Below are 20458 nucleotides of genomic sequence, written 5' to 3' on the forward strand. Positions count from 1 at the left end.
AGATAAAAAGGAACTGATTGATGAGGAACCATTCATGCACTGATTCTATCCAAAAATGAATTTTCCCCATTTTCCTTGGAGTATCACACCTATTATAAGGAATATTATTGCTAAAGGCACTGCAATATAAGGTATTAGTTGCCATCCAGGTAAAGTAGCTAATTGCTCTGAAAACCATATCGTTATTACTAAGAATAATGTCAAAGATCCTACTGTTATAAGCCACGTACCTATTCCCCATTTCTTGGATTCCATAAACAGATATATCTTTGCTTAAAATTTAAGTTTGTTTATTTAAAACCTTAGATATTAACACATACATTTCTTTGTCTTTTTCTTCTATTCTTTTTAGGCTCCACGGTAAAAGTCCTTTGCTCTTTACACCTCTAACAACTGACTTTAACCATGAGTCGTAAACTTTTCCACCACCTTTTTTACTATAGAATTCTTCTAATCTTTTTACTGCTTCATCTTCAGATACTCCTTTAACATTTACCAAATATCGGCTTCCCACATATAAGATGAACCTTTTCCTAGCATCATCTAGTCCTTCATCTAAGACTTTCTCAACCCAATCATAATTTAGTTTCCTAGGCTTTGGTGGGAAAAACCCCTCTACCTCAAAGAGGAATTCTCCTTTCTCGTTATATACTTTAGAGGTCTTACCGTCAAACTCAACATATCCTGCTGGAGTGTCATCTGGATAGTGTAAAATTATTCTCATCTAATTTTTAATGGTTCTCCAGTAATTTTTAACCTTACTGCACAGAAAGAGCATATATCTCTACCTTTGCTCGTAGGTCTTCCACATATTTTGCAGTGACCTATCTCTTCTTCTTTAATATATTTGTCTTTTAGTGCTGGCTGTATTTTGTTTACAAAATTCTCTACTAACATTAACATATATCCGGGTATCGATTCTTCTAGTTCTTCTAACTTTCTTCTTATTGTATCTTGTGTTACCCCTCCTACTCTTGAAGTGTGTGGACATGAATCATAGAGAAAAGGAATTCCTTTTACAATTGCGTAAGTTAGTATTTCTTTCTCATAAATTAAGAATAGGGGTTTGACTTTCTTTACCTTATATCCCTTTTCCGGTAAAGAGACGACATCTAACCTTGATAGGTCATTAACATCCCCACTGAAATATCCCGACATTATGAACTGAGCCATATCATTTAGATTGTGACCAGTAACTATAGTATCTGCTCCTTCTTCTTCTGCTACCTGCGTTAAAGTATATCTTTTTACTAAGCCACATGTACTGCAAACTGGTCTCCTTACTTTAACCTTGGCTTCATCAATTGTAAAACCGTATCTTTCGTTAATTTTAACAACGCGATAATTAACACCTAGCATTTCGAAGTTTTTTACAGCAAACTCTGTGCTCTTGCTAGAGTAAGACTTACCCATATCTATGCCTAGGTCTATGTTAATTCCTATAAGTTCTAATCCATATTTATCTGCATACCTTTTCATTAAATGTAACAGACTAGTACTGTCTTTTCCACCAGACACAGCAACAGCAACTTTTCTTGACCCTTCAAACATCTTATACTTCTCTACTACTCTTTCAAATCTGTTTTCAAACCATTCTATAAAATGATCTTTACAGAGCGAGATGTTAGCATAAGGTATTTTAATAACAGCCTTATTATCACACTTCTTACATTTCATATAATTTAATAATACTTTGCTCCTCTTAAATAAGTGATGGAGATTTTAGCAGAATTACATCCGAAGACAAAGATAGATAAAATTGAGAAAGAGATTAAAGAACTAGAACCTTTTGATGGCTTTGATTTACCCGATTCACCTCTAGGTTATCCTTCAGTATTACCTTCATCAGTTGCAGTAATTATTAAAAATGTATATGCTGGGAAAAGAGTGATAGCAAATCAAAGGCTGTTAGACGTTAATGAACTTTATGTAGCCTCTTTGTCTTTAACGTCCAAATTGATAGGTTTTGATATAGCATTTACTATAGGCGATAAGCCAAGATTAGGTAAAGAAATTGGATACTTAACGTCTGAGCAGGCAATTCTCCTTTCTAAGAGTTATAACAAAAACCTTAAGGCAGGTCTCTTTGTAAGTATGAAGAAAAGTAGAGAGGACATAGTCAAGAGGTTGAACTTTGAGCCTGCAGACTTCTTTCTTTTATTAAGGCTAGAAAGTGAAGATCAGCTAGAAGGATTACAAACACATAAGTTGATTCCTTATGTGATCGTGAGAACGGAGAAGAACAAAGAGATAGCTTCTACGTTGTCTCAGCCGGTTTTTGATGAAAATAAGGTTATTGATTTTATTTATAAGCTGGAGGATAAAGGAGTTCAAGGTGTGCTTTTGTCATCTCTGGGGGACACAGAAGCTTTAGTAAGGATAATAAGAAAATATTGACAGATGATGAAATAAAAAAGAAAACGGATCTATGAAGAACGGTGTAGGGTCTGATTCATTTCTCTTTTAATTGGTTATTTATATATTCAACAACACAAGGTAAGAACTCTTCTACCTTGTCTCTTACAACTAGATCAGCCATTTCGTCAAGCGGTGTTTCCTCAGCGTTTATGATAATCAACTTTCCCCCGTGTTCCTTAACGGTCAATGGGATCATGTTTGCTGGGTAAACTGTTAAGGAACTACCTATTGCTAAAACCATATCGCTTTCCTTTGCTATACTCAACGCTTCAGAAATGTTGTAAACTGGCTCACCAAAAAGGACTACATCGGGTCTTATAATTCCACCGCACTCGCATCTAGGTGGTAGTTCTCCATTATCTATTTTTTCTAGGACTATTTTGCTCTCATAAGTCCTTAAGCACTTCACACAGTAACTTTTTCTCATAGTTCCGTGGAGTTCTATCACATTTTTAGACCCGGCTAGCTGATGAAGTCCATCAATATTTTGTGTTATAACAAACTTGAGCAAACCCATTTTCTCAAGTTCAGCTAAAGCATAATGCGCTTTGTTTGGCAGAGCAGTAAAAAGTCCTCTCATTCTCACAGAGTAAAACTCCCAAAAACCTTTAGGATCTTTATTAAAATACTCAATTGAAGCTAATTCTGGTGAGTACTTCTTCCATAATCCATTAGGTCCTCTAAAGTCTGGGATACCAGAAGCAGTACTTATTCCTGCACCGGTAAAAGCTATTGGAAGAGTTGAGGTTAATAACATATCACCAACTTTATCACATTCCATGTATAAAGTATATTGAGAACAAAAATAAAAATGATGAATTTGCCGAGTCCTGAACGATGAGGACTAAAAATTAGCTGACATAACAAATTGTTGTTCCTTCATGTTCAATTTTATCACAATCAATTTTACTTATTCCAACAAACTTACTAAGCTCCTTCTTAAGGTCTGGAGTGATATAAGTAACTCTATAAGCAGTTAACATATACCAGAAGTCTCTTTGTGAAACTATTATCAGGTTAGGTTTTAATTCCTTTAACGAGTTTAGTTCTTCCTCTACATTCTTGTTCGAACCTACTATTCTATATTCTTTCGTTACAACTTCTCCGTCAACTTCACGGACTGTTAACCATCTACGTAAATTGTAAGCAAAGCATTGTTTTCTAACAAGACCCTTGTGTCTTGCCCTTCTAACTCAATATTGTACTTTTTTAAATATGTTTCCCATCTATCTAACTTTCGTCCTCTTAATTTATTATTTATTATTGAATGCAAACTAAAAGACTGAAGAACGTCTAGTGATGTGATTAAGATAAAATCGGGGTCTCTGAAGATCATAGACCCTTTGCATTGGGTTTGTCTAAGCTCTCCTTCACATATATAAGAATATTCTGGTAAAGGAGGGACTACAATCTCTTCAATTTTTCTTGTAATTAATTTTGCCACATGATTAATTCAGTCTCATACTTATTATGCTTTTATAGAACTTTACAATTACTAACTTATTTGAATATTTTTCACAAATCTTTCCTCTTTATAAAGAAATATAAATTTATCAATTGCAATAGCTACAATGCAGACTAATCAGATAGAACGTTATACATTATAAAAGTATAAAGCTTTTAAACAGTTTAAGTGTTTTTATTTTTGAGCTAACTATGAATAAGTATTACTTAGCAATATTTTTAGCACTAGTAGTAGATATAATTCTATATTCAGTATTCCCAATATTTAACAAAGCGGAGCCTACACTAGATGGATTGCCATTTTTCTACGTATACCAAACAATAATGCTAGCAGTTACCACGTTAATTTATCTTGTTGTGGCTTTTATAAAAGGGTGAGGGGGAAATGGCAACTGGATTAAATATTGACGGAGTAACAGTAGCAGTTTTCCTAGTGTTATTTGCTATTTTCGCTTTCTTAGGATTTTATGGAAGTAAATGGAGAAAGGGAGATCTAAGTAAGCTAGATGAATGGGGTCTCGGCGGTAGGAGATTAGGCTGGGTTCTGATATGGTTCTTACTAGGGGCTGATCTATTTACTGCTTACACTTTCATTGCAGTACCTTCAGCCTACCTTGCTAAAGGCTCTCTCTTCTTCTATGCGGTACCCTATGTAGCATGGGGTTTTGGACTAGCAATGCTTACAATGCCTAGGTTGTGGACTGTAGCAAAAAACAAAGGGTATATAACTGCTGCTGACTATGTAAAAGACAGATTCAACAGTAGGCCATTATCAATAGCAGTTGCATTAACTGGAGCAGTAGCAGAATTACCATATATTGCTTTACAGATAGTTGGAATGCAGGCAGTTTTAGGAGTGTTATTGCTTGGTCTTGGAGTGTCAAGCAAGACAGATAGTGAGATTGCTCTAATACTTGCATTTATTGTATTAGCGGCTTTCACATTTACTTCTGGTCTTAGAGGAGCTGCATTAAGTGGTGTATATAAAGACATACTGGTATGGATTACAGTCATAGCAACTATAGCAGTAGTTCTAACACACTATGGAAACTTCGCTACAGCTTTAGCCAACGCTCACGCTGTAAAGCCTAAGGTGGACTATTTAACCTTGCCACCTCAACTTTACTTAGCATATTGGAGCTATGCTTTAGGAAGCACATTTGCTCTATATCTATATCCTCACGCAATAAATGGGTCTTTATCGTCTCAAGATAGAGAAAAACTGAAACTTGGTACAGCTTTGTTGCCAGTTTACGGTATTGGTCTAGCCTTAATTACCTTATTTGGCTTACTTATCTTTAATGTTAAAAGTGCATTAAATGTAGTATTATCTACCGGTAACGGTGCATTTACAGTTCCAGCCTTAGTTGCAGCTACTACTCCAGATTGGTTTGTTGGTCTTGCATTTTTAGCAATATTTATTGGTGGTCTAGTTCCAGCAGCAATAATGTCCATAGGAGTAGCAAACTTATTTACTAGAAACGTAATTGAAGAATTCACTAAGCTCTCTCCCACGAATGAGGCTAGGTTAGCCAAGATTTTGTCAATGTTATTCAAGTTTATTGCGTTGGCTTTTGTCTTTATAGTCCCAGCTACATATGCTATACAGTTACAGCTATTAGGAGGCATAATAATTACTCAAACTCTTCCAGCAGTTTTCTTGTCATTATTCACCAACAAGCTGGAGAAAAACTCAACATTAGCAGGATGGGTTGCTGGTATAATAAGCGGTGTAGGTCTAGTTGTTTATGTTAACTTCTATGTAAATCACTCCACATCGTTAACAACATCACTATTTGCAACACCATTTGGTTCCATCTATATAAACTTGATAGCTCTAGGGATCAATTTGCTCGTAACAGTAATTGGTTCTTTAGTTGCATATTTGGCTGGCTGGAGACCATATACCACACTTAATGCGAAAGATTTTGAAGAAGTTAAACCTCCAGAGATAAGCAAACAAGAAAAGTAACTTTTTTTTTAAAAAAACTTCTTTTTATATATTATCAAGAATATCAAATAACATTATATCTTGTATCATCGCTGTTTCTATCATTGAGAGTGTAAGCATTAAGGGTAACAAATCGGCGTACTCTTGTGGTATCTCTCCTCCTTGTAATATGTATTGTAGTTGGTTTGCTTTTTCTTTTAATCTCTCATATGCCTCTGAAGCTTTTTCTAAGCCAGTTGGTGTTAATTCGTAAACTGTTTTTTTGAAAATCAACCCTTTTTGAGCTCTCTTAACTAACTTCTCATTTTCAAGCACTCTAAGTGTTGCTTGAACGTAATCTTGTTCCTCTTGTATTGCGTTAGCAATCTCTTCTACAGTAGCGCTTCTTTTATCATAAAGGTATGATAATACTTTATCTCTTAAATTCATATGAATTCTTTCTTCTTTAAACTTAAAAAGATTATTTCAAAACAGTGAATAATCTGTCAGAGACCTAAAATTGGTATCAGTAAAACAACTTACCACACTAATTATCTTAGTGTCTTTTCGTTCTTTGTTACATGTAAAGAAAAAATTATTTTTGCAAAACCACATAGTTTGACTCTTCCTTCACTACTTTCAAGTCTTTCAATATTTCTGGTACTCTAGGTTTTTTGCCGTCTTCACCAAGTAACACTACATTTTCAAAATTGTCCCTCACTTGCGAAAGTATCTTATTTACAAATTCTTCATTGTAAATTGCTCTTATCGCCTCAAACTTGTAATAGTTTCCTTCATCAAAGTAGTTTTTATAGTACTCCTTCCACAAATCTACGATCTTTCCATCTCTCTTAGCTAAAGAGGTAAATAGAGGAATTACAGCCACTTCACCCTTTAAGCTGTTAGTGAACGTCAGCCCTTTAAAATAGGAATCAACGACTTCAAAGAACTTATTCATGTAATAAGTTGCTACCTCTTCAACGTAAACTTTATCTTTATCATATTTTGCATGGAATTCTGAATAGACATAATTATATGCATCAATTATTTCTTTTCTTCTATCTCTTACAATGTCAAAATATTTGGCATTGTTAATTCTTACTGCCATCCCTACAACCGTTACATCCTTTTCTTCTAACTTTAGTCCTGGCTTTAGGTCAGCTAAAGGTTGTGCTCCAATTCCATAAATTACTCCCTCCTCAGTGGTTGCAGAGTGAAACACTATTCTATAGTGATCTAAAAACTCAACGTTAGGATACCATTGCTTGTACTGATTATATCCTTCCTGTTTTATCTGCTCTATAGTCTCGTAAATTTTCTCAAAAGCATCTTCATAACTATCAAACTTTCCGTTTAGTTCGCCATAGGGAATAAAAATGGGTTCTCCAAAACGTGGTGTTAAATATTTTAATCCATAATACTTTGCAACATCAGGCAAATTTACGTCCATGACAGTCTTTAACGCAAGTTTCATTTTCTCTGGTAAATGATCTATATGATATATTTTTTCTTTTGATTTTCCAAATAAAGGCATCAACTTTATATTAAACTGCTTAAAAATAAAATTGCTTGTGTTATGTCTTCTAGCGCTCCCGATATAATTTACCTCACGTTACTGGAACTATCCATTTTATTAACTGCTGCCGAAGCAGTTAGAGTCCTCATAGAGAGGTATTACTTACCGGCACTAATCGGCGAACTTTTAGTTGGGATAATTCTTAGTCCTTATGCCTTAGGTGGAATTATAAACTCTTTATTTGATGTAGACCTCTTTCAAACAAACTCTTACTTATATCTCTTTTCGGAGTTCTCTGTCATTCTCCTTATTTTCGCCTCCGGTCTCTCACATGGTTTCAAAAGCCTAAAATCTGCTGGTCCGTTAGGCTTTTTGGCAGCAACATTCGGTGCTCTTATTCCAGTCATTATAGTTTATTTCACTTTTCTAATAGTTTATCCTTCACAAATTGCTATGCTAATGGGTGCTGCTAGTGCTGCAACTAGTTTAGCTGCAAGCGCATCAATAGTTGAGGAATTTAAACTCTATAAGAAGAATTTCGCTAGGATAATGATTTCTGCTGCAGCCCTAGATGACGTTGTATCTTTGATCATTCTTTCAACTATACTGCAAATAGAAAGCGTAAAAGTCATTTCATTTTTAGAAGTAACATATAATGTTGCTATAATGATTATCTCTTGGGTGATAATTCTCTTCCTTTCTGTCTTTATAATTCCAAGAGTTATATCTCATGTTAGAGATGAGTTGGTAAATCAATTCTCCTTGTTTATCCTTTTCCTCCTTGTCTTTCTTATGCTTTTAATTGGTTTTTCCCCGATAATAGCTTCCTTCATTGCGGGTCTGGCTATAGCAGAAAGTGTTAAGTCCTCTAAGATTTCTTCCTTTACTTCTGCACTTTTAGCAGTATTTGGCCCGATTTTTTTCATTTATGTAGGCTTAGAGACTCCTATTTCAACATTTACTAATATAAATGACTTACTCTTAGGCTTACTCTTGACGTTTTTAAGTTCAATAGGTAAAATTGCAGGGATTTTCCCCTTTGTATTCATTTATACAAAAAGCGTTAAAGAGTCATTTTTAGCCTCAATTGGAATGATTCCTAGAGGAGAATTGGGACTAGTTATTGCAACTCTAGGATTATCGTCTTCAATCTTTACGGTTCATGAATTCTCCCAAGTTGTAATAATGGCACTCGTTACTACTATAGTTGGCGGTATTTTATTTACTTATCTTGTTAAAAAATGGATCATTGGAGTCGAGAAACAGTAGTCTTTTTGGTGTTTTAAGTTAAAATACTACGAGATAAGACGAACCATGCAACGAAGTGAACTATGCTATAAGTGCATGATTAAGTAGATGTATTCCCACTAGTGTTGGGGATGAAAGCTAATGACTCACAGTCATTGAGAAGAAGTTATGGGCAATATAGAAGCCCATAAAGGATATCTTATATCATATCGAACTGCGAAAACACATCTTCTATCGACAAACAGAATCATCAGCTTAAAGGAATCTCCTCATCAATCAGACACGGTCGCACACATCACATAAACTTTATTATCACGTACGGGTATTAAAGCGTAATGATTGCATGCACTAGAGATTGTTATGATACTTGTATATTTGATGAAAAATATAAACCGTTGAATGTCTTCCCTGTAAATGGCTTTACTTGTTCAAGAGGTCTCGCAGATCTTAAAAGAAATGATAAAAACAGAGTGAACTCAGCTTACATAGAGGGAAAAGAGGTTTCTGGCGAAGAGGCCATTCGTCTTACTGTGAAAAAACTGAAAGAAGTAAAGAAAGAAGAAGTAATTCACATAGACTATGACGGAAATCAAGGTCTTTTAACTTGGTATTATCCTTCAAGGTTTTGGAACGCTATAAACTCTGCTTCTACTGATTACTCTATTTGTTCTGCAGAAGGGCATGAAGCCATTAAACTTCATTACGGTAGTTCATTTGGTGCTCTTCCAGAGGACTTTTCAAAATACAGTGCAGTTGTATTTTGGGGATCTGAAGCTGCGTTTTCTTTCATACATGGATGGAAGCTGTTAGCAAACAAGTACAAGATAACGATCGACGTTAGGCTGAGTGAGACAGCAAAAAGAAGTGAGAAAGCGTATGTGGTGAATCCAGGTTCAGATGCTTTTTTAGCAATTGGAATAATTAAAACTCTCCTTTATGAAGGACTTTATGAAACTTCTCTGATAGACGACATAGAAGCCTTAAGAGAATATGTAAACAAATATGATATGTCTTTGATAGAGAGTGTTACTGGGCTTAAGGAAGATGAAATAGAGGAGTTAGCTGAGCTCTATTACTATTACAAACCTCTTACTATCATAGGTTTTGCCCTAGGTAGAACAATAAACGGCGGTGACGGTATCTCACTTATCTCTCTGATCCCTGCTCTTCTAGGGATTAAAAGGGGTTTCTATTATTCTAACAGTCAAGGATGGGGTATCGACTTTTCATATCTTCGCGGTCTCCATATTTCAAAGCCTAGTAGAATTGTGGGAATGGCAGAGGTAGGAAAAGAGGTTGAAGAAGGGAAAATCAAGTTTATCTTTAGCTGGAACGCCAACCCTATTCACTCATTACCTGGTGCTGATAAAATCAAGGATGCTGTCGAAGAAGGAAGAGTATTCCTAGTCTCTCACACACCTTTTTGGGACGAAACAAGCAAAATAGCAAGTGTTGTAATACCAGCTCCTACATTCCTAGAGAAATATGACGTAGTATATGGTTATTGGCACAACTATCTTGTTTACAATGAACCTATAGCAAAGAAGAGAGGGGTTAGTGAGGTAGAATTAGTAAAAATGCTAGGGAAAGAATACGGCATTTCTTCTCATCCTTTAATTGAGGAAGACGAATGGCATGCTGTAGACGTTGCTCTAAGAGGTACTGGGGTTTCTTTATCGGAGTTAAAGGAAAAGAAAATTGTAAAGATTAACAAAGTTGTAAACACGGAAAAAGTAAAAGTGAAACCCTTACCAGATATCAAAGTTCCTCCAAAGGGGAAATACCTTGTTTTTTCATCCCATCCGAATCATACTAACTCTCAATTTAAGGAGATTTATCCGCAACTCCCTATCGCTTATACCAAGGATCTTGAGGGGATCGGGTACATCGAAAATAAAAACGGTAAAGTTAAGGTGATTTTTAAGAAGGACGAGAGACTAAAGGACAACATAGTCTTTATGTTCAAGAGTTCTCTTATAGATCTTGATGGTAAACCCATAAATGCGTTAATTGGGAGTGAGAAAGGGAAGTATGGTGGCACTCCTTTACTTAACGGGAATACAGTTAAAATCTATTTATTGAAATAAATGTTATACTCATGCTAATTATTATTATGTAATACCAAAAATAAAAGGAAAATCTTAATTAACTAGATATAGCAGAACATTACTTGACCAGAAATGGTAACAGTAAAGTTCAAGTACAAAGGAGAAGAGAAACAAGTAGATGTTTCAAAGATAAAGAAAGTATGGAAAGTTGGAAAAATGATATCATTCACATATGACGACAATGGCAAGACTGGTAGAGGAGCAGTAAGCGAAAAAGATGCTCCAAAAGAATTAATACAAATGTTAGAAAAATCAGGAAAGAAATAAGATAAACTAGCTAGTTTTATATCTTAAGTTATTTTTTCTTCCCCTATTGCTTCTCCTTTTTCGCTTTTCATTAAACATCTAAATAGTTCTCCCTCTCCTCTCAACATCACTGTGTGACCTGGGTTTTCCCCAGCTTTGAGCTTTACCTCAAATAGTCTTCCTTCTCTAGATAACGTCAGGTTTACCTCATCTTTTACCGAGAGCGATTGTCTTTTTATTCCGTCAATGGCTACTATCTCATCACCAATGTTCAATCCAGCTTTGTCTGCTGGAGAATCATCTTCTACAAATGTTATTATATTTCCATCAACTCTTATTCCGTAATATGGTTTTCCTTTATCTACAAAGTCTACTTTTAGGTATTTATTTAGGAGGTCGAAAATGGGTGGATTTCTTTTGAAGATTAAATCATCTAAAAAGGCCACGCCTAAGTCTTCAGCAATTCTCTTAACATCGTCATATGTGTATCCCTTAATTTTGTATAATTCTTTAAAGAAGTCCACAATATTCTTCTTACACTTACTCATCTCTCTTATCCTAAAGTCCATTAACAGACCTACTACAAATCCAGCATCATAATAAGATATTCCAATGTTAGGGAAGTTCTCATCTCTTTTGTATAACTTCACCCATGTTAATTTAGAGGATTCAGCTAAACTCATCCTTCTTATTCCGGGGAAAGTTAGGTTTCTTAAGATATTTGCAATCGATTTAAGACCTTCATTGACTGATATTGTACCACTTTCTATCAAAGAGAGAAACGCCATATAGTCTGTTAGACCTTCAGCAACCCACAATAACTCGGTATAGCTTTCATGCTCATAATCTATCCTCAAATCCTTTGGTTTAATCCTCTTAATATTCCACCTATGAAAATACTCATGTGCAAATAACCAGAGTAAATCTTTTCGTTCCCAGTTAACTACTATGGCAGATGAATCTTTATGTTCAATCCCTCCAAAGTTCTTATCACTTCTTCTGAAAAAGAAAATATAATTAGGTAAAGTGTCACCTAGAAAAGAATCAACAGTAAGTAGGACTTTTCTCAGCTTGTCTACTTCAGTAAAATCGTCTATGGTGGAAATTGAGTGGAAATCATCTATCTTGATCATCTTTAAATTGGGAGAGGATTGAATAGGTGAATCTGCAAACTCATCATAATTATCTGCGCAGAACCATTCTCCTTCCTTTCTAAGAGTTGTGTGGACTTCCCATGAGGTATTTATCTTTACACAGTATTTTTCTTCTAGATCTTGAAAGGGGAATAGAGATACTGGGTTGATAAATAGATAGTTGGAAAGGGAAATTATCTCTCTTTGGTCTTTTGAATTAGCGTAATAGAGGTAACGAAACCTTTCTTTTACCCAGAACTTGTTTTTTGAAATCGGATAACCACCTTCATAAAAAATAACGTTCTTTTCCGGCTCTCTTATAAAATACGAGCCTGGAACCCATGTAGGAAATGTGATCACTCCCTCTTTTCCTTCTCCCTCAACATCTATGTATCTGTGTCTCGGAGTTACAATAAACCTCATAACTTTCATTATTTAGTTAATAGTTTTAAGCTATATATGAGATAGTACTACTTTTACTAAGAATGTTAAAATGAGATAAAGTATGATTTAGAAGAGTTACTAACAAAGTGTCTTATTAAGCAAGAGAATAGTAGCTGAGAATATAAGGAACTGCTTTTTAAGCTTAAATATATATACTATTTTAGGAGAAAAATGCCACAATATTTAATCGAAGGAGCTGATTTACAGTATTTGAAAGTTACTTTAGGCCCCGGAGAGATGATCTATGCTGACGCAGGGCATATGATTTCTAAACATGCAACGGTTCAAATGCAAACTAAAATGAGAGGAGGACTTTTTGGGGCTATAAAAAGAGCATTAACTGGAGGTTCATTTTTTGTAACGGAATTTTATGGTCCCGGGGAAGTTTATCTCTCTGGAATATTTCCAGGTAAGATAGTACAAGTTCCTCTACAAGGAAATGGAATTTTAGCAGAAGCTCATTCGTTTTTGGCTGCAGATGTTGGTGTAAACTATGACGCACAATTAGCTAAACTGACTGCAGGATGGTTAGGAGGAGAAGGACTCTTTTTAGCCAGATTTCACGGATTCGGCAATCTCTTTTTGCATTCTTACGGTGAGGTAATAGTTAAAGACTTAGCTCCCGGGGAAATACTTCAAGTCGAAGCGTCTCACTTGATGGCTTTTCAAGAAGGCATGCAATATGATGTTCAGCTAGTTGGAGGATTAAGATCAATATTTTTCTCCCACGAGGGACTTTTCTTCGTAACTATACAAGGCCCTGGTAGAGTTTGGTTACACACATTAACTGCAGAACAGCTAGCCTCTGCTCTAATACCATATTTGCCCCAAGGACAGCAAGGTGGAATACAACTACCGTTTTGATTTATATGATATAAAATGATAGTAAGGTAGCTTAAAGGTTTTAATCGTCATTCTAGCTAGATTTTTAACTATTAAAATGTAGAAAATATGACAAACTAGGCTTTTAATTCTTCTCTTTCTATCTTTATCTAGCAATGAAAATTGCAATTATCGGCGTAGGGAAAATAGGTTATGCTATCTTAAGGGGAGTGAAAAGCCTTAACGTTGAAGTTATAGGAACTGGGAGGAGTGAAACAACGTTGGAAAAGATAAAGAAAGAGGGGACAGAGGCAACTAATGATAATGATTACGCTGTGAGGAAAAGTGACATTGTAATACTAGCGGTAAAACCTCAACATTTTCATTCAGTCTTAAGGGAGGTTAGTAAAAATGCATGGGACGGGAAAAAAAGTCGTTTCTGTAATGGCTGGAGTGAGGATTTCCACCTTGAGAAGATTAGCAAATACCAAAGTCTATAGAGCAATGCCCAATATAAATGCAATAGTAGGAAAAGCTACAACTGCTCTATCTGAAGAAAAGGATGAAGAAATAGAAAAAATCTTCAAAACCATTGGAAATGTGTATTGGGTCTCTGAAGAGCTATTAGACGCTTGGACTGCAATTATTGGTAGTGGACCCGCGTTTATAGCAGAGATAATTGATGCTTTTGCATTAGGTGCAGTGGCTTGCGGAATGCCAAGGGATTTAGCTTATGAATCTATCCTTGATATGGTCGAAGGCACTGTAGCTACACTTAGAAAGGAGAAGACACACCCAGTCCTTTTAAGAGACCAAGTAACCACTCCTGCAGGGACAACAATAAGGGGGCTCATGGTTATGGAGAGCGAAGGAATAAAGTCTGCGATAATAAAGACTGTTGAAGCTGCATATCAGCGTTCTTCGTCAATAGGGAAGGAAATTGATAAGACTTTTGACTCCTCATGACTTATTTTATGTGACGCATGGATTGGAAAATCTGCTCTTTAGGTGTCTTATAAAAATTTATTAGTTAATAAAACAAGTATTACCTTATGATATTTATCACGTCACTTTTGGATAAAAGAATGAGTGATCATGGTGTTAATGCAAGAGATGTATTAGATGAGATACTTCCCAAGCTTCTTGATTCTGCTCACATGTTTAGGAGCAAGGGAAGGATATACTCCACAGTAGTAACAAACAAGTATATATGGACTATGAAGGTTAACCTTGAAATATTCTCGGTAGAGCTCTGTAAATATAAATATAAGTACTGGGAACTTCCTGAGCTCAGCCTTGAAAAGGTTGAGTGTTATAAGCTTCTGGGAGAAGTCCTTGAGTACGTGAAGGAGAAGATATACTCAGTTATCGCTCCTAGCTACATCTCTTAACCTTTCATCCCCTTTGATTTTTTTAATAAACGAATAAACACTCTTAGGAACTAACTCACTCCATCCTTCATTACCTTCTAACATTAGTTTTCTTATTTTAGTTGCACTATACATATCTCTGTTAAACATTGGTGGGAGGTCAACTAAATAACCTGCCTCTTTGGCTGTAGTGACTACTAGAGGATTTCCGCTTACCACTACATCGAACTTAGGGGAATATTGCTCTACACTCCTTATCCAGATTTTCCCAGTAAAGGAGTCTAAAATAGGGAAAATGATCAATCTCCTGAAGTCAGCGTTAAACTCTTTTAAACCGTTTTTCAGCATTTCAATCCTTTCTCCAGCGGTAAATGGATTATAAATACTGTGACTGTCTTTTCCGCTACCTACGATAACAATAACCTCATCATATTTTGAAAGTAATAATTCGATAACTGCCAAGTGACCTAAATGGAATGGTTGAAATCTCCCAGGGAATACCGCTCTCATTTCTTTTCCCACGTCTTATAAGCTAATTCTACGTACTTATTAGGATTCATTATATCGTAAGGGTCAATTAAGTCCTTAATACCTTTCATTATTTTCAGCACGTCTTCCCCATTGTGCTTTACTATTTGTTCACCTAGCAGTTTCGCTTTTTGGACCCCTATTCCATGCTCACCGGATATTGATCCACCTAAATCTATCGCGATCCTAGCAACTTCCTCAAATATGGTTTCAGCGATAGAAGGATCATCTATCATAATGTTTGGGTGTAAATTCCCATCTCCTATATGAGAAATTACCGGCATCCTTATATTATATTTTCTTTCAACTTCTTTTAATCTCTTTATAGCGTCAACAAGCTTTGAGACCGGTACTACAATATCTTCTACGAACATGTACTTACTTTCAGCCCTTAATGCTATTGCACTCTGTGCCCTTATAGAGTAGATCTTTTCTGCTTCTTCTCCTTCTGTAATTTTATATTCCCTTCCCTCCAAGACTGACTTCAGATCCTCAAGGTAATCTTCCTCGATAGAGATTATTAGAGTCCCTCCTTCACTTTCTTTTAGATCAGCATTTAGGTTCTTGTTTAAAGCCTTTATTACATCTAAGTCAATATACTCAGCAATCTCTGGCAGTATTTTTCTCTTTCTCAATTCTCTTATAACTTCCGCAGTATCTTCTAGGCTATTCATATATGCAAGAAATGTGTATATCTTTCTTTTTGGCAAAGGTGTTATTCTTAGCCAAATTTCTGTTATTATTCCGAGGGTTCCTTCACTACCTACAAATAAATGTACTAGATCATATCCTCCTCGGTTTTTTCTAAAGGGTTCCCCTATTTGTACCGATTTTCCGTTAGGCAACACAACTTTTAGTGATAGTACCCAATCTCTGAAAGTACCATATTTTACTCCTCTCATCCCACCAGAAGAGTTTGCTGTTGCTCCTCCTACAGTGCAGAGGAAGAAGCTTGCAGGGTCTGGTGGGAAGAAAAATCCTTTCTCCTCTAGCTTCTCGTTGAGGAATTCAAGGTTAACCCCCGGCTGAACTCTAGCATACCAATCGATATCATTTATTTCAAGAATCTTGTTCATGTACTTGCTCATATCAACTAGGATACATCCATCACACATTAAATGCCCGGATAAACTTGTTCCTGCTCCCCAAGTTACTATTGGTGTTTTAGTTTCTCTAGCGTAATTAACAATTTTGATTACTTCCTCTTCATCTTTTGGAAAGGCAATGATTTTTGGTTTTATTTTAAATCCTACGAAATCTTCTCTTTCCCCCTCAGAAATTTCAATACCTTCTAGCACAATTAACTATTACTGCGAGATGTAATAACTCTTTTTATGTTTTTTACGAAACTCTCTAATTCAACCTTATCAGGTTTTCTTTCATAAAAATTAAGTGCTGATGAAAGAATTGTAGAAAGACCTACTTTTTCTGCTACTCTTTCTGTATACGTCGGTGTCCATCCCTTATTTTCGGCATTTTTAGCTTCCTCAAGATTTTTTGAAAGAGCTATAGTTCTCACTAGTAATTCAGTAGCTTTATAGATTTTGTTTACGGCTTCATCATATTCTCCTTTTTCTATTAGCTCACAAGACCTACTTAAAAGAATTTCAACTAGCTCACGGTAAACTTTTGGTTTTAATGAGCTGTCAAGGTTAAAATAGTCAAAGAGCAATTCAACAATATCAGCCTCGTCTATATTCTTCCTAAGCAACTCGTTTACAATTAAGGGAGGCAATTTCATAAAAATAGAGTGAAAAAGTGAAAATAAAAGAATTATCCAAAAATTACCAATGAAAGCTTCGTCCTTTAGAGCAGAAAGAAGACAGAGAGTACTAATAGGTCAAAAACTATGTTTTAGCTGTTCCGAGTGAAAACCAGTGCTTTAAGTTTTTCAAATTCTTAGTGAAGCATGGTAAGGTACATTAAACGCGGAATTGACTAAGAGTTTACTGTATATTTTCTTCAATAAGATGTATTGTTTTCCGAAAGATAATGTCACTTTTACACCTTCTCTTCCCTTATCAAATCTAAGTAATCCACCATCATCTCCTCCTTCCATTACACATAAAACTCCTTGTGAGTAGTAATCTCTGTCTAGATGGAGAAAATCTGTTACTGCATTTTCCGCAGAGATCATTGCACTCCTTGCAGTTTTAGCTTGGATCATGCCCTTTGCTAAGTCTCCTAGAGCATAAATTCTCTCGTCATATTTGAAACTTGGTAACTTCACTGGAACAAAACCTGAGTCATCGGTCATTCCAGCTTTCTTTACTACCTCTGGAGCGGAAAGTGTGGGTAAAACTGATATAATATCTGCTTCAACTTCTTCATTATTACTTAAAATTACTTTGCTTTTTCTTATCTCTTTAACAGAAACACCTTTTATTAGTTTGATCCCTCTCTTTTTCTCAAAATATTCATTTGCTTTCTGAGGAACATAATCTACTGGTAAAATTCCAAACACTCCCTTGGGGCTTTGAGTAGCCAAATAAACTTCTCCTTTCTTACTCCTCAATAGGTATTCTGCAATCAATGCAACTTGATATGAAGGCCCTTCTATCGGACTATTTTTAGCATTTCCCACAAACACTTTTGCTCCTTCCTTAGCTTCTTCTAGAGCTTTCTTCAAGCCTCTTTTAGTTTTTAATGAACTTTTATTAATTTCACTTACTCTCAATCACTTTCCTCAATAACAATCACTTTAACTTTCTTTCCGTGAAGCTTTTGCAACTTCTCTTGGTACTCTTTTGGTGGATATACTATGTACCTTTTCATCGCTCTTACCACTCTCCCTTCAAATACATATATAGTTCTCATAATCTATTATTTATACAAAAGTTTATAAGTTTGTATGCTAAATAAAAGATTGTGGAAACCACACAACCGATGAACCCGTTTATCCCCTCAAATGAGGGGATGGGTGAGAAGTATAGATTAGCGTTAAGAGCTGAAGCAGAGACGAAAGACAGAGAGGAGTTGCTGTGGGAACTAGTGGAGTATCGCTACAATATGCAAAAGATGGTAGATGAGTTATGGAGCTTAAAAGATGTGCCCGGAAAGAGCCAATTACACGCAATGTTTTATGACAGATTGACGGAAGAGAAAGGTTATAGAGCTCATGTAACAAAGAGCATGTACCTCAGAGCAGGAAAAATTGTGAAGGAGGCAATAAAGAATGGAACTTCACATGTTCCGATAATGAAAAGGCTAACTGCTGAGTTCGATAATCAAGACGCTAGAGTCGATCTGAAAAGAGGAGAAGTCAGAGTAATTTTTAAGAGCAAAAGTAAGTGGTTCACTCTCAGATTAAAGCATAGAAAGGAGTACATTAATAAGTTTCAGATACAGATGTTAGAAAGAAAATACAAGTGGAAAGAGGTGTATGTCTCATACCGCAACGGAAAATTCTACGTTAGCATTATTTTTGAAGTTGAATATAAACCTTATACCCCATTAGGTGTAATAGGGCTTGATGTTAACTTGAGAAAGCTAGTGTTTTATGACGGTAAAAAAGTGAGGAGAGAAGATACACCGTTCGTTAAAGCCCTATCCTTAAGGGCTAAAGCTGAAGAGATGCAGAGAAAGTATTCAAAGAGGTGGAGATACAACAACAGAATATTGAAAAGGATAAGAGAACTTCACAGAAAAGCTAAGAATGTTGTTGTAGACGGATCTAGAAAGTTTGCCAAAAGGCTTGTCTTATTTGCGTTAAAAAAGAAAAATGCTATCACATTAGAAGAACTAACTGGTTTAATAGAAGAGTTGAGGAGCATGAACAAACAGAATAGATGGAAGACATCACGTCTTGACTACCGCGCACTTCAGAATGCTATAATAACTAAAGCAATAGAATATAACGTCCCGATATACTTCATAAACCCTAGAGGTACGTCAAAATTGTGTTATAGGTGTGGTACTGAGTTAGTGTTTCACGGTAGACTCGCTGTTTGCCCAAAATGCGGATTTATTGCTGACAGAGACAAAAACGCATCCTTAAACATTCACAAGAGGATGTGGGAGAGCCTTGGGTCTCTCCTGAAGGCCCCTGCAGTGAAGGATGAAACCCGACAGAGCAGGGGAAGAAGAATGAGGGGATGAGGGGGATACGATGAGGCTACTGCATGTAATTAGAAATAACTAGAAATATCTAAAAATCAGCTCCCAACCCGAACCTTAGCACAAGAATCAATGTTATTAGTTCCTATTGCCCTTGCTAACTTCATAAATGAATAAACTTCTTCTAATGTATTTTGACATCCTCCATAAAAACCTATTGTCTGTTCTCCGTATTTTTTCTTTATTTCGAGAAGTTTCTCTGAGATCTCCTTAATTGCTTCATCCCAACTAATCCTTACAAAGACTCCTTTCTTTTTTTTCAAGGGGTAAAGCAGTCTATCCCAGCTATAAATGGGTTCATGTGCAGTACTTCCTTTTCCACATACGTGACCCCTACTGACAATGTGAGAAGGATCTGGCTCTACTCTAACTAAGATGTTGTTAATTACTTCTAACTTTAATCCACATCCTACCCCGCAATAAGGGCATATACTTCTAACTTCACTCATATGCTCTTCACTCATGTATTTTCCCCTTCCTATGTTTTATATTTAATATTACTACAAAGAAATATATTTAATTAGAAAGTAAATGTAAAATCTTTTTCCTATGTTCAAGAATTTTACTACTTATGTCAATGAAATCTGCTATTTCATCGTTTTTCAAGTTAAGTAAATGTGAAACTTCATTTGCAGTTTCTTTCAGATATATTTTTGTATGCTCACAATCTAAAGACCTGACAACCTCTACTCCTTCTCTAAAATTATCTACGTCACTCCACAGTTTAAACCTAGTTACAGGTTTGTTTACAATTTCTATTACGTAGTATAGCGGTTTCCAGGTTGATAAAGTATGTCCATGGTCAATAATATATGCATTATCTTCCTCGTCTATCATCACATGCTCTTCTTTTAGATCAATATTAAGTAACCATTCCTCAAATGGTAAAGCTCTTTTTATTTTTTCTAAGTTTCTAATTCCTTTTCTATCTCCTCTTCTCTTTAACATCTTCATCGCAATTCCTTCTTCTGTCGGTTTTAACTCAAGAATAGGTATGTCAAGCAGTTTTCCTATCCTTGAGGAAAAGAGCTCTGCAATAACTTCGTATTTTGTATTAATATCATTCTCCTGCTTATATCTCTTAATGAATAATTGCACTTGTAACCAGATTTTAC

Annotated in this window: 24 protein-coding genes and 2 pseudogenes; 10 read left to right on the top strand and 16 right to left on the bottom strand. The window is 35.7% G+C overall.

The window, feature by feature from the left end:
- Positions 1-45: 45 nt before the first annotated feature.
- From AC3OCB_RS03915 to AC3OCB_RS03925, 3 genes are read right to left on the bottom strand one after another with little or no spacing between them, the layout of a single operon-like run.
- Entirely contained in the window at positions 46-255 is a 210-nt protein-coding gene (locus AC3OCB_RS03915; RefSeq protein ID WP_498340905.1) for a hypothetical protein, read from the bottom strand.
- Positions 256-280: 25 nt separating this feature from the next.
- Complete coding sequence (gene priX, locus AC3OCB_RS03920; RefSeq protein WP_498340906.1) at positions 281-724, bottom strand: DNA primase noncatalytic subunit PriX; 444 nt, start codon at positions 722-724, stop codon at positions 281-283.
- Entirely contained in the window at positions 721-1677 is a 957-nt protein-coding gene (locus tag AC3OCB_RS03925) for a PP-loop family protein (protein ID WP_498340907.1), read from the bottom strand. The genes priX and AC3OCB_RS03925 overlap by 4 nt, the downstream gene beginning before the upstream one ends.
- 36 nt (positions 1678-1713) lie before the next feature.
- On the opposite strand from AC3OCB_RS03925, the gene AC3OCB_RS03930 reads away from it, so the two are divergent.
- Positions 1714-2397, top strand: a complete 684-nt coding sequence (locus AC3OCB_RS03930; protein WP_498340908.1) for a hypothetical protein — start codon at positions 1714-1716, stop codon at positions 2395-2397.
- Between the two features lie 55 nt (positions 2398-2452).
- Here the strand turns inward: AC3OCB_RS03930 and cobB are convergent, their stop codons facing one another.
- From cobB to AC3OCB_RS03945, 3 genes are all read right to left on the bottom strand, one after another.
- Positions 2453-3199, bottom strand: a complete 747-nt coding sequence (gene cobB / locus AC3OCB_RS03935) for an NAD-dependent protein deacetylase (RefSeq protein ID WP_498340909.1) — start codon at positions 3197-3199, stop codon at positions 2453-2455.
- A gap of 70 nt (positions 3200-3269) precedes the next feature.
- A complete protein-coding gene (locus tag AC3OCB_RS03940; RefSeq protein WP_498340910.1) occupies positions 3270-3401 on the bottom strand; it encodes a hypothetical protein in 132 nt (43 codons plus the stop codon).
- A 140-nt stretch (positions 3402-3541) separates the two neighbouring features.
- The gene (locus AC3OCB_RS03945) at positions 3542-3862 is read right to left on the bottom strand and encodes a hypothetical protein (RefSeq protein WP_498340911.1); all 321 of its coding nucleotides are present in this window, start codon (positions 3860-3862) and stop codon (positions 3542-3544) included.
- A gap of 212 nt (positions 3863-4074) precedes the next feature.
- On the opposite strand from AC3OCB_RS03945, the gene AC3OCB_RS03950 reads away from it, so the two are divergent.
- Positions 4075-4260, top strand: coding sequence for a hypothetical protein (locus tag AC3OCB_RS03950; RefSeq protein WP_498340912.1), 186 nt, complete (start codon positions 4075-4077; stop codon positions 4258-4260).
- A gap of 7 nt (positions 4261-4267) precedes the next feature.
- Positions 4268-5854: a sodium:solute symporter family protein gene (locus tag AC3OCB_RS03955; RefSeq protein WP_498340913.1), complete on the top strand. Its 1587-nt coding sequence runs from the start codon at positions 4268-4270 to the stop codon at positions 5852-5854.
- Between the two features lie 24 nt (positions 5855-5878).
- Here AC3OCB_RS03955 and AC3OCB_RS03960 read toward each other — a convergent pair whose 3' ends face one another.
- Positions 5879-6262 carry a replication-relaxation family protein gene (locus AC3OCB_RS03960; protein WP_498340914.1) on the bottom strand — a complete coding sequence of 128 codons (384 nt, stop codon included), beginning with the start codon at positions 6260-6262 and terminating at the stop codon, positions 5879-5881.
- 145 nt (positions 6263-6407) lie between these two features.
- Entirely contained in the window at positions 6408-7346 is a 939-nt protein-coding gene (locus AC3OCB_RS03965) for a hypothetical protein (protein ID WP_498340915.1), read from the bottom strand.
- A 42-nt stretch (positions 7347-7388) separates the two neighbouring features.
- On the opposite strand from AC3OCB_RS03965, the gene AC3OCB_RS03970 reads away from it, so the two are divergent.
- The 3 genes from AC3OCB_RS03970 to sul7d all read left to right on the top strand — a co-directional run bounded on the left by AC3OCB_RS03970 (position 7389) and on the right by sul7d (position 10951).
- On the top strand, positions 7389-8597 hold the full coding sequence (locus AC3OCB_RS03970) for a cation:proton antiporter (RefSeq protein ID WP_498340916.1): 1209 nt from the start codon (positions 7389-7391) through the stop codon (positions 8595-8597).
- A 314-nt stretch (positions 8598-8911) separates the two neighbouring features.
- A complete protein-coding gene (locus AC3OCB_RS03975; protein WP_498340917.1) occupies positions 8912-10663 on the top strand; it encodes a molybdopterin-dependent oxidoreductase in 1752 nt (583 codons plus the stop codon).
- A gap of 93 nt (positions 10664-10756) precedes the next feature.
- On the top strand, positions 10757-10951 hold the full coding sequence (gene sul7d / locus AC3OCB_RS03980) for a Sul7d family chromatin protein (protein WP_498340918.1): 195 nt from the start codon (positions 10757-10759) through the stop codon (positions 10949-10951).
- Between the two features lie 23 nt (positions 10952-10974).
- Here the strand turns inward: sul7d and AC3OCB_RS03985 are convergent, their stop codons facing one another.
- Complete coding sequence (locus AC3OCB_RS03985) at positions 10975-12486, bottom strand: M61 family metallopeptidase (RefSeq protein ID WP_498340919.1); 1512 nt, start codon at positions 12484-12486, stop codon at positions 10975-10977.
- A 192-nt stretch (positions 12487-12678) separates the two neighbouring features.
- Here AC3OCB_RS03985 and AC3OCB_RS03990 point away from each other — a divergent pair, with 192 nt between their 5' ends.
- The 3 genes and pseudogenes from AC3OCB_RS03990 (at position 12679) to AC3OCB_RS04000 (ending at position 14720) form a co-directional block, all read left to right on the top strand.
- A complete protein-coding gene (locus AC3OCB_RS03990) occupies positions 12679-13371 on the top strand; it encodes a TIGR00266 family protein (RefSeq protein WP_498340920.1) in 693 nt (230 codons plus the stop codon).
- Between the two features lie 134 nt (positions 13372-13505).
- Positions 13506-14295, top strand: a pseudogene (gene proC, locus AC3OCB_RS03995) (pyrroline-5-carboxylate reductase).
- A gap of 86 nt (positions 14296-14381) precedes the next feature.
- Positions 14382-14720, top strand: coding sequence for a hypothetical protein (locus AC3OCB_RS04000; RefSeq protein ID WP_498340921.1), 339 nt, complete (start codon positions 14382-14384; stop codon positions 14718-14720).
- On the opposite strand, the gene AC3OCB_RS04005 is transcribed toward AC3OCB_RS04000, so the two are convergent.
- The 5 genes from AC3OCB_RS04005 to AC3OCB_RS04025 all read right to left on the bottom strand — a co-directional run bounded on the left by AC3OCB_RS04005 (position 14691) and on the right by AC3OCB_RS04025 (position 18044).
- A complete protein-coding gene (locus AC3OCB_RS04005; protein ID WP_498340923.1) occupies positions 14691-15209 on the bottom strand; it encodes a nicotinamide-nucleotide adenylyltransferase in 519 nt (172 codons plus the stop codon). The genes AC3OCB_RS04000 and AC3OCB_RS04005 overlap by 30 nt on opposite strands.
- Positions 15206-16525, bottom strand: coding sequence for an FAD-binding oxidoreductase (locus AC3OCB_RS04010; RefSeq protein WP_498340924.1), 1320 nt, complete (start codon positions 16523-16525; stop codon positions 15206-15208). Before AC3OCB_RS04010 ends, AC3OCB_RS04005 begins: the two co-directional genes overlap by 4 nt.
- A gap of 2 nt (positions 16526-16527) precedes the next feature.
- Positions 16528-16968, bottom strand: coding sequence for a PaREP1 family protein (locus AC3OCB_RS04015; protein ID WP_498340925.1), 441 nt, complete (start codon positions 16966-16968; stop codon positions 16528-16530).
- A gap of 150 nt (positions 16969-17118) precedes the next feature.
- The gene (locus AC3OCB_RS04020) at positions 17119-17856 is read right to left on the bottom strand and encodes an NAD(P)/FAD-dependent oxidoreductase (RefSeq protein WP_498340927.1); all 738 of its coding nucleotides are present in this window, start codon (positions 17854-17856) and stop codon (positions 17119-17121) included.
- A gap of 44 nt (positions 17857-17900) precedes the next feature.
- Positions 17901-18044, bottom strand: a complete 144-nt coding sequence (locus AC3OCB_RS04025; RefSeq protein ID WP_498340928.1) for a hypothetical protein — start codon at positions 18042-18044, stop codon at positions 17901-17903.
- Positions 18045-18095: 51 nt separating this feature from the next.
- On the opposite strand from AC3OCB_RS04025, the gene AC3OCB_RS04030 reads away from it, so the two are divergent.
- Complete coding sequence (locus AC3OCB_RS04030) at positions 18096-19325, top strand: RNA-guided endonuclease TnpB family protein (RefSeq protein ID WP_498340929.1); 1230 nt, start codon at positions 18096-18098, stop codon at positions 19323-19325.
- 71 nt (positions 19326-19396) lie between these two features.
- On the opposite strand, the pseudogene AC3OCB_RS04035 reads toward AC3OCB_RS04030, so the two are convergent.
- Both AC3OCB_RS04035 and AC3OCB_RS04040 read right to left on the bottom strand, forming a co-directional pair.
- A pseudogene (locus tag AC3OCB_RS04035) lies at positions 19397-19792 on the bottom strand (molybdopterin-dependent oxidoreductase); the annotation flags it as partial.
- A 67-nt stretch (positions 19793-19859) separates the two neighbouring features.
- Entirely contained in the window at positions 19860-20441 is a 582-nt protein-coding gene (locus tag AC3OCB_RS04040; RefSeq protein WP_498340930.1) for a hypothetical protein, read from the bottom strand.
- Positions 20442-20458 lie beyond the last annotated feature (17 nt).

The sequence above is a fragment of the Sulfurisphaera sp. genome (genome assembly GCF_059755235.1).

Bases quoted from the DNA above. Each gene is read 5' to 3' on its own strand.
- AC3OCB_RS03960 (WP_498340914.1), bottom strand. From the start codon at position 6,262: ATGAATTTAAGAGATAAAGTATTATCATACCTTTATGATAAAAGAAGC.
- AC3OCB_RS03990 (WP_498340920.1), top strand. From the start codon at position 12,679: ATGCCACAATATTTAATCGAAGGAGCTGATTTACAGTATTTGAAAGTT.
- cobB (WP_498340909.1), bottom strand. From the start codon at position 3,199: ATGGAATGTGATAAAGTTGGTGATATGTTATTAACCTCAACTCTTCCA.
- AC3OCB_RS03985 (WP_498340919.1), bottom strand. From the start codon at position 12,486: ATGAGGTTTATTGTAACTCCGAGACACAGATACATAGATGTTGAGGGA.
- AC3OCB_RS03925 (WP_498340907.1), bottom strand. From the start codon at position 1,677: ATGAAATGTAAGAAGTGTGATAATAAGGCTGTTATTAAAATACCTTAT.
- priX (WP_498340906.1), bottom strand. From the start codon at position 724: ATGAGAATAATTTTACACTATCCAGATGACACTCCAGCAGGATATGTT.
- AC3OCB_RS03950 (WP_498340912.1), top strand. From the start codon at position 4,075: ATGAATAAGTATTACTTAGCAATATTTTTAGCACTAGTAGTAGATATA.
- AC3OCB_RS04015 (WP_498340925.1), bottom strand. From the start codon at position 16,968: ATGAAATTGCCTCCCTTAATTGTAAACGAGTTGCTTAGGAAGAATATA.
- AC3OCB_RS03940 (WP_498340910.1), bottom strand. From the start codon at position 3,401: ATGTTAACTGCTTATAGAGTTACTTATATCACTCCAGACCTTAAGAAG.
- AC3OCB_RS03915 (WP_498340905.1), bottom strand. From the start codon at position 255: ATGGAATCCAAGAAATGGGGAATAGGTACGTGGCTTATAACAGTAGGA.
- sul7d (WP_498340918.1), top strand. From the start codon at position 10,757: ATGGTAACAGTAAAGTTCAAGTACAAAGGAGAAGAGAAACAAGTAGAT.
- AC3OCB_RS04000 (WP_498340921.1), top strand. From the start codon at position 14,382: ATGATATTTATCACGTCACTTTTGGATAAAAGAATGAGTGATCATGGT.
- AC3OCB_RS03930 (WP_498340908.1), top strand. From the start codon at position 1,714: ATGGAGATTTTAGCAGAATTACATCCGAAGACAAAGATAGATAAAATT.
- AC3OCB_RS03965 (WP_498340915.1), bottom strand. From the start codon at position 7,346: ATGCCTTTATTTGGAAAATCAAAAGAAAAAATATATCATATAGATCAT.
- AC3OCB_RS03975 (WP_498340917.1), top strand. From the start codon at position 8,912: ATGATTGCATGCACTAGAGATTGTTATGATACTTGTATATTTGATGAA.
- AC3OCB_RS03970 (WP_498340916.1), top strand. From the start codon at position 7,389: ATGTCTTCTAGCGCTCCCGATATAATTTACCTCACGTTACTGGAACTA.
- AC3OCB_RS03955 (WP_498340913.1), top strand. From the start codon at position 4,268: ATGGCAACTGGATTAAATATTGACGGAGTAACAGTAGCAGTTTTCCTA.
- AC3OCB_RS04005 (WP_498340923.1), bottom strand. From the start codon at position 15,209: ATGAGAGCGGTATTCCCTGGGAGATTTCAACCATTCCATTTAGGTCAC.
- AC3OCB_RS04025 (WP_498340928.1), bottom strand. From the start codon at position 18,044: ATGAGAACTATATATGTATTTGAAGGGAGAGTGGTAAGAGCGATGAAA.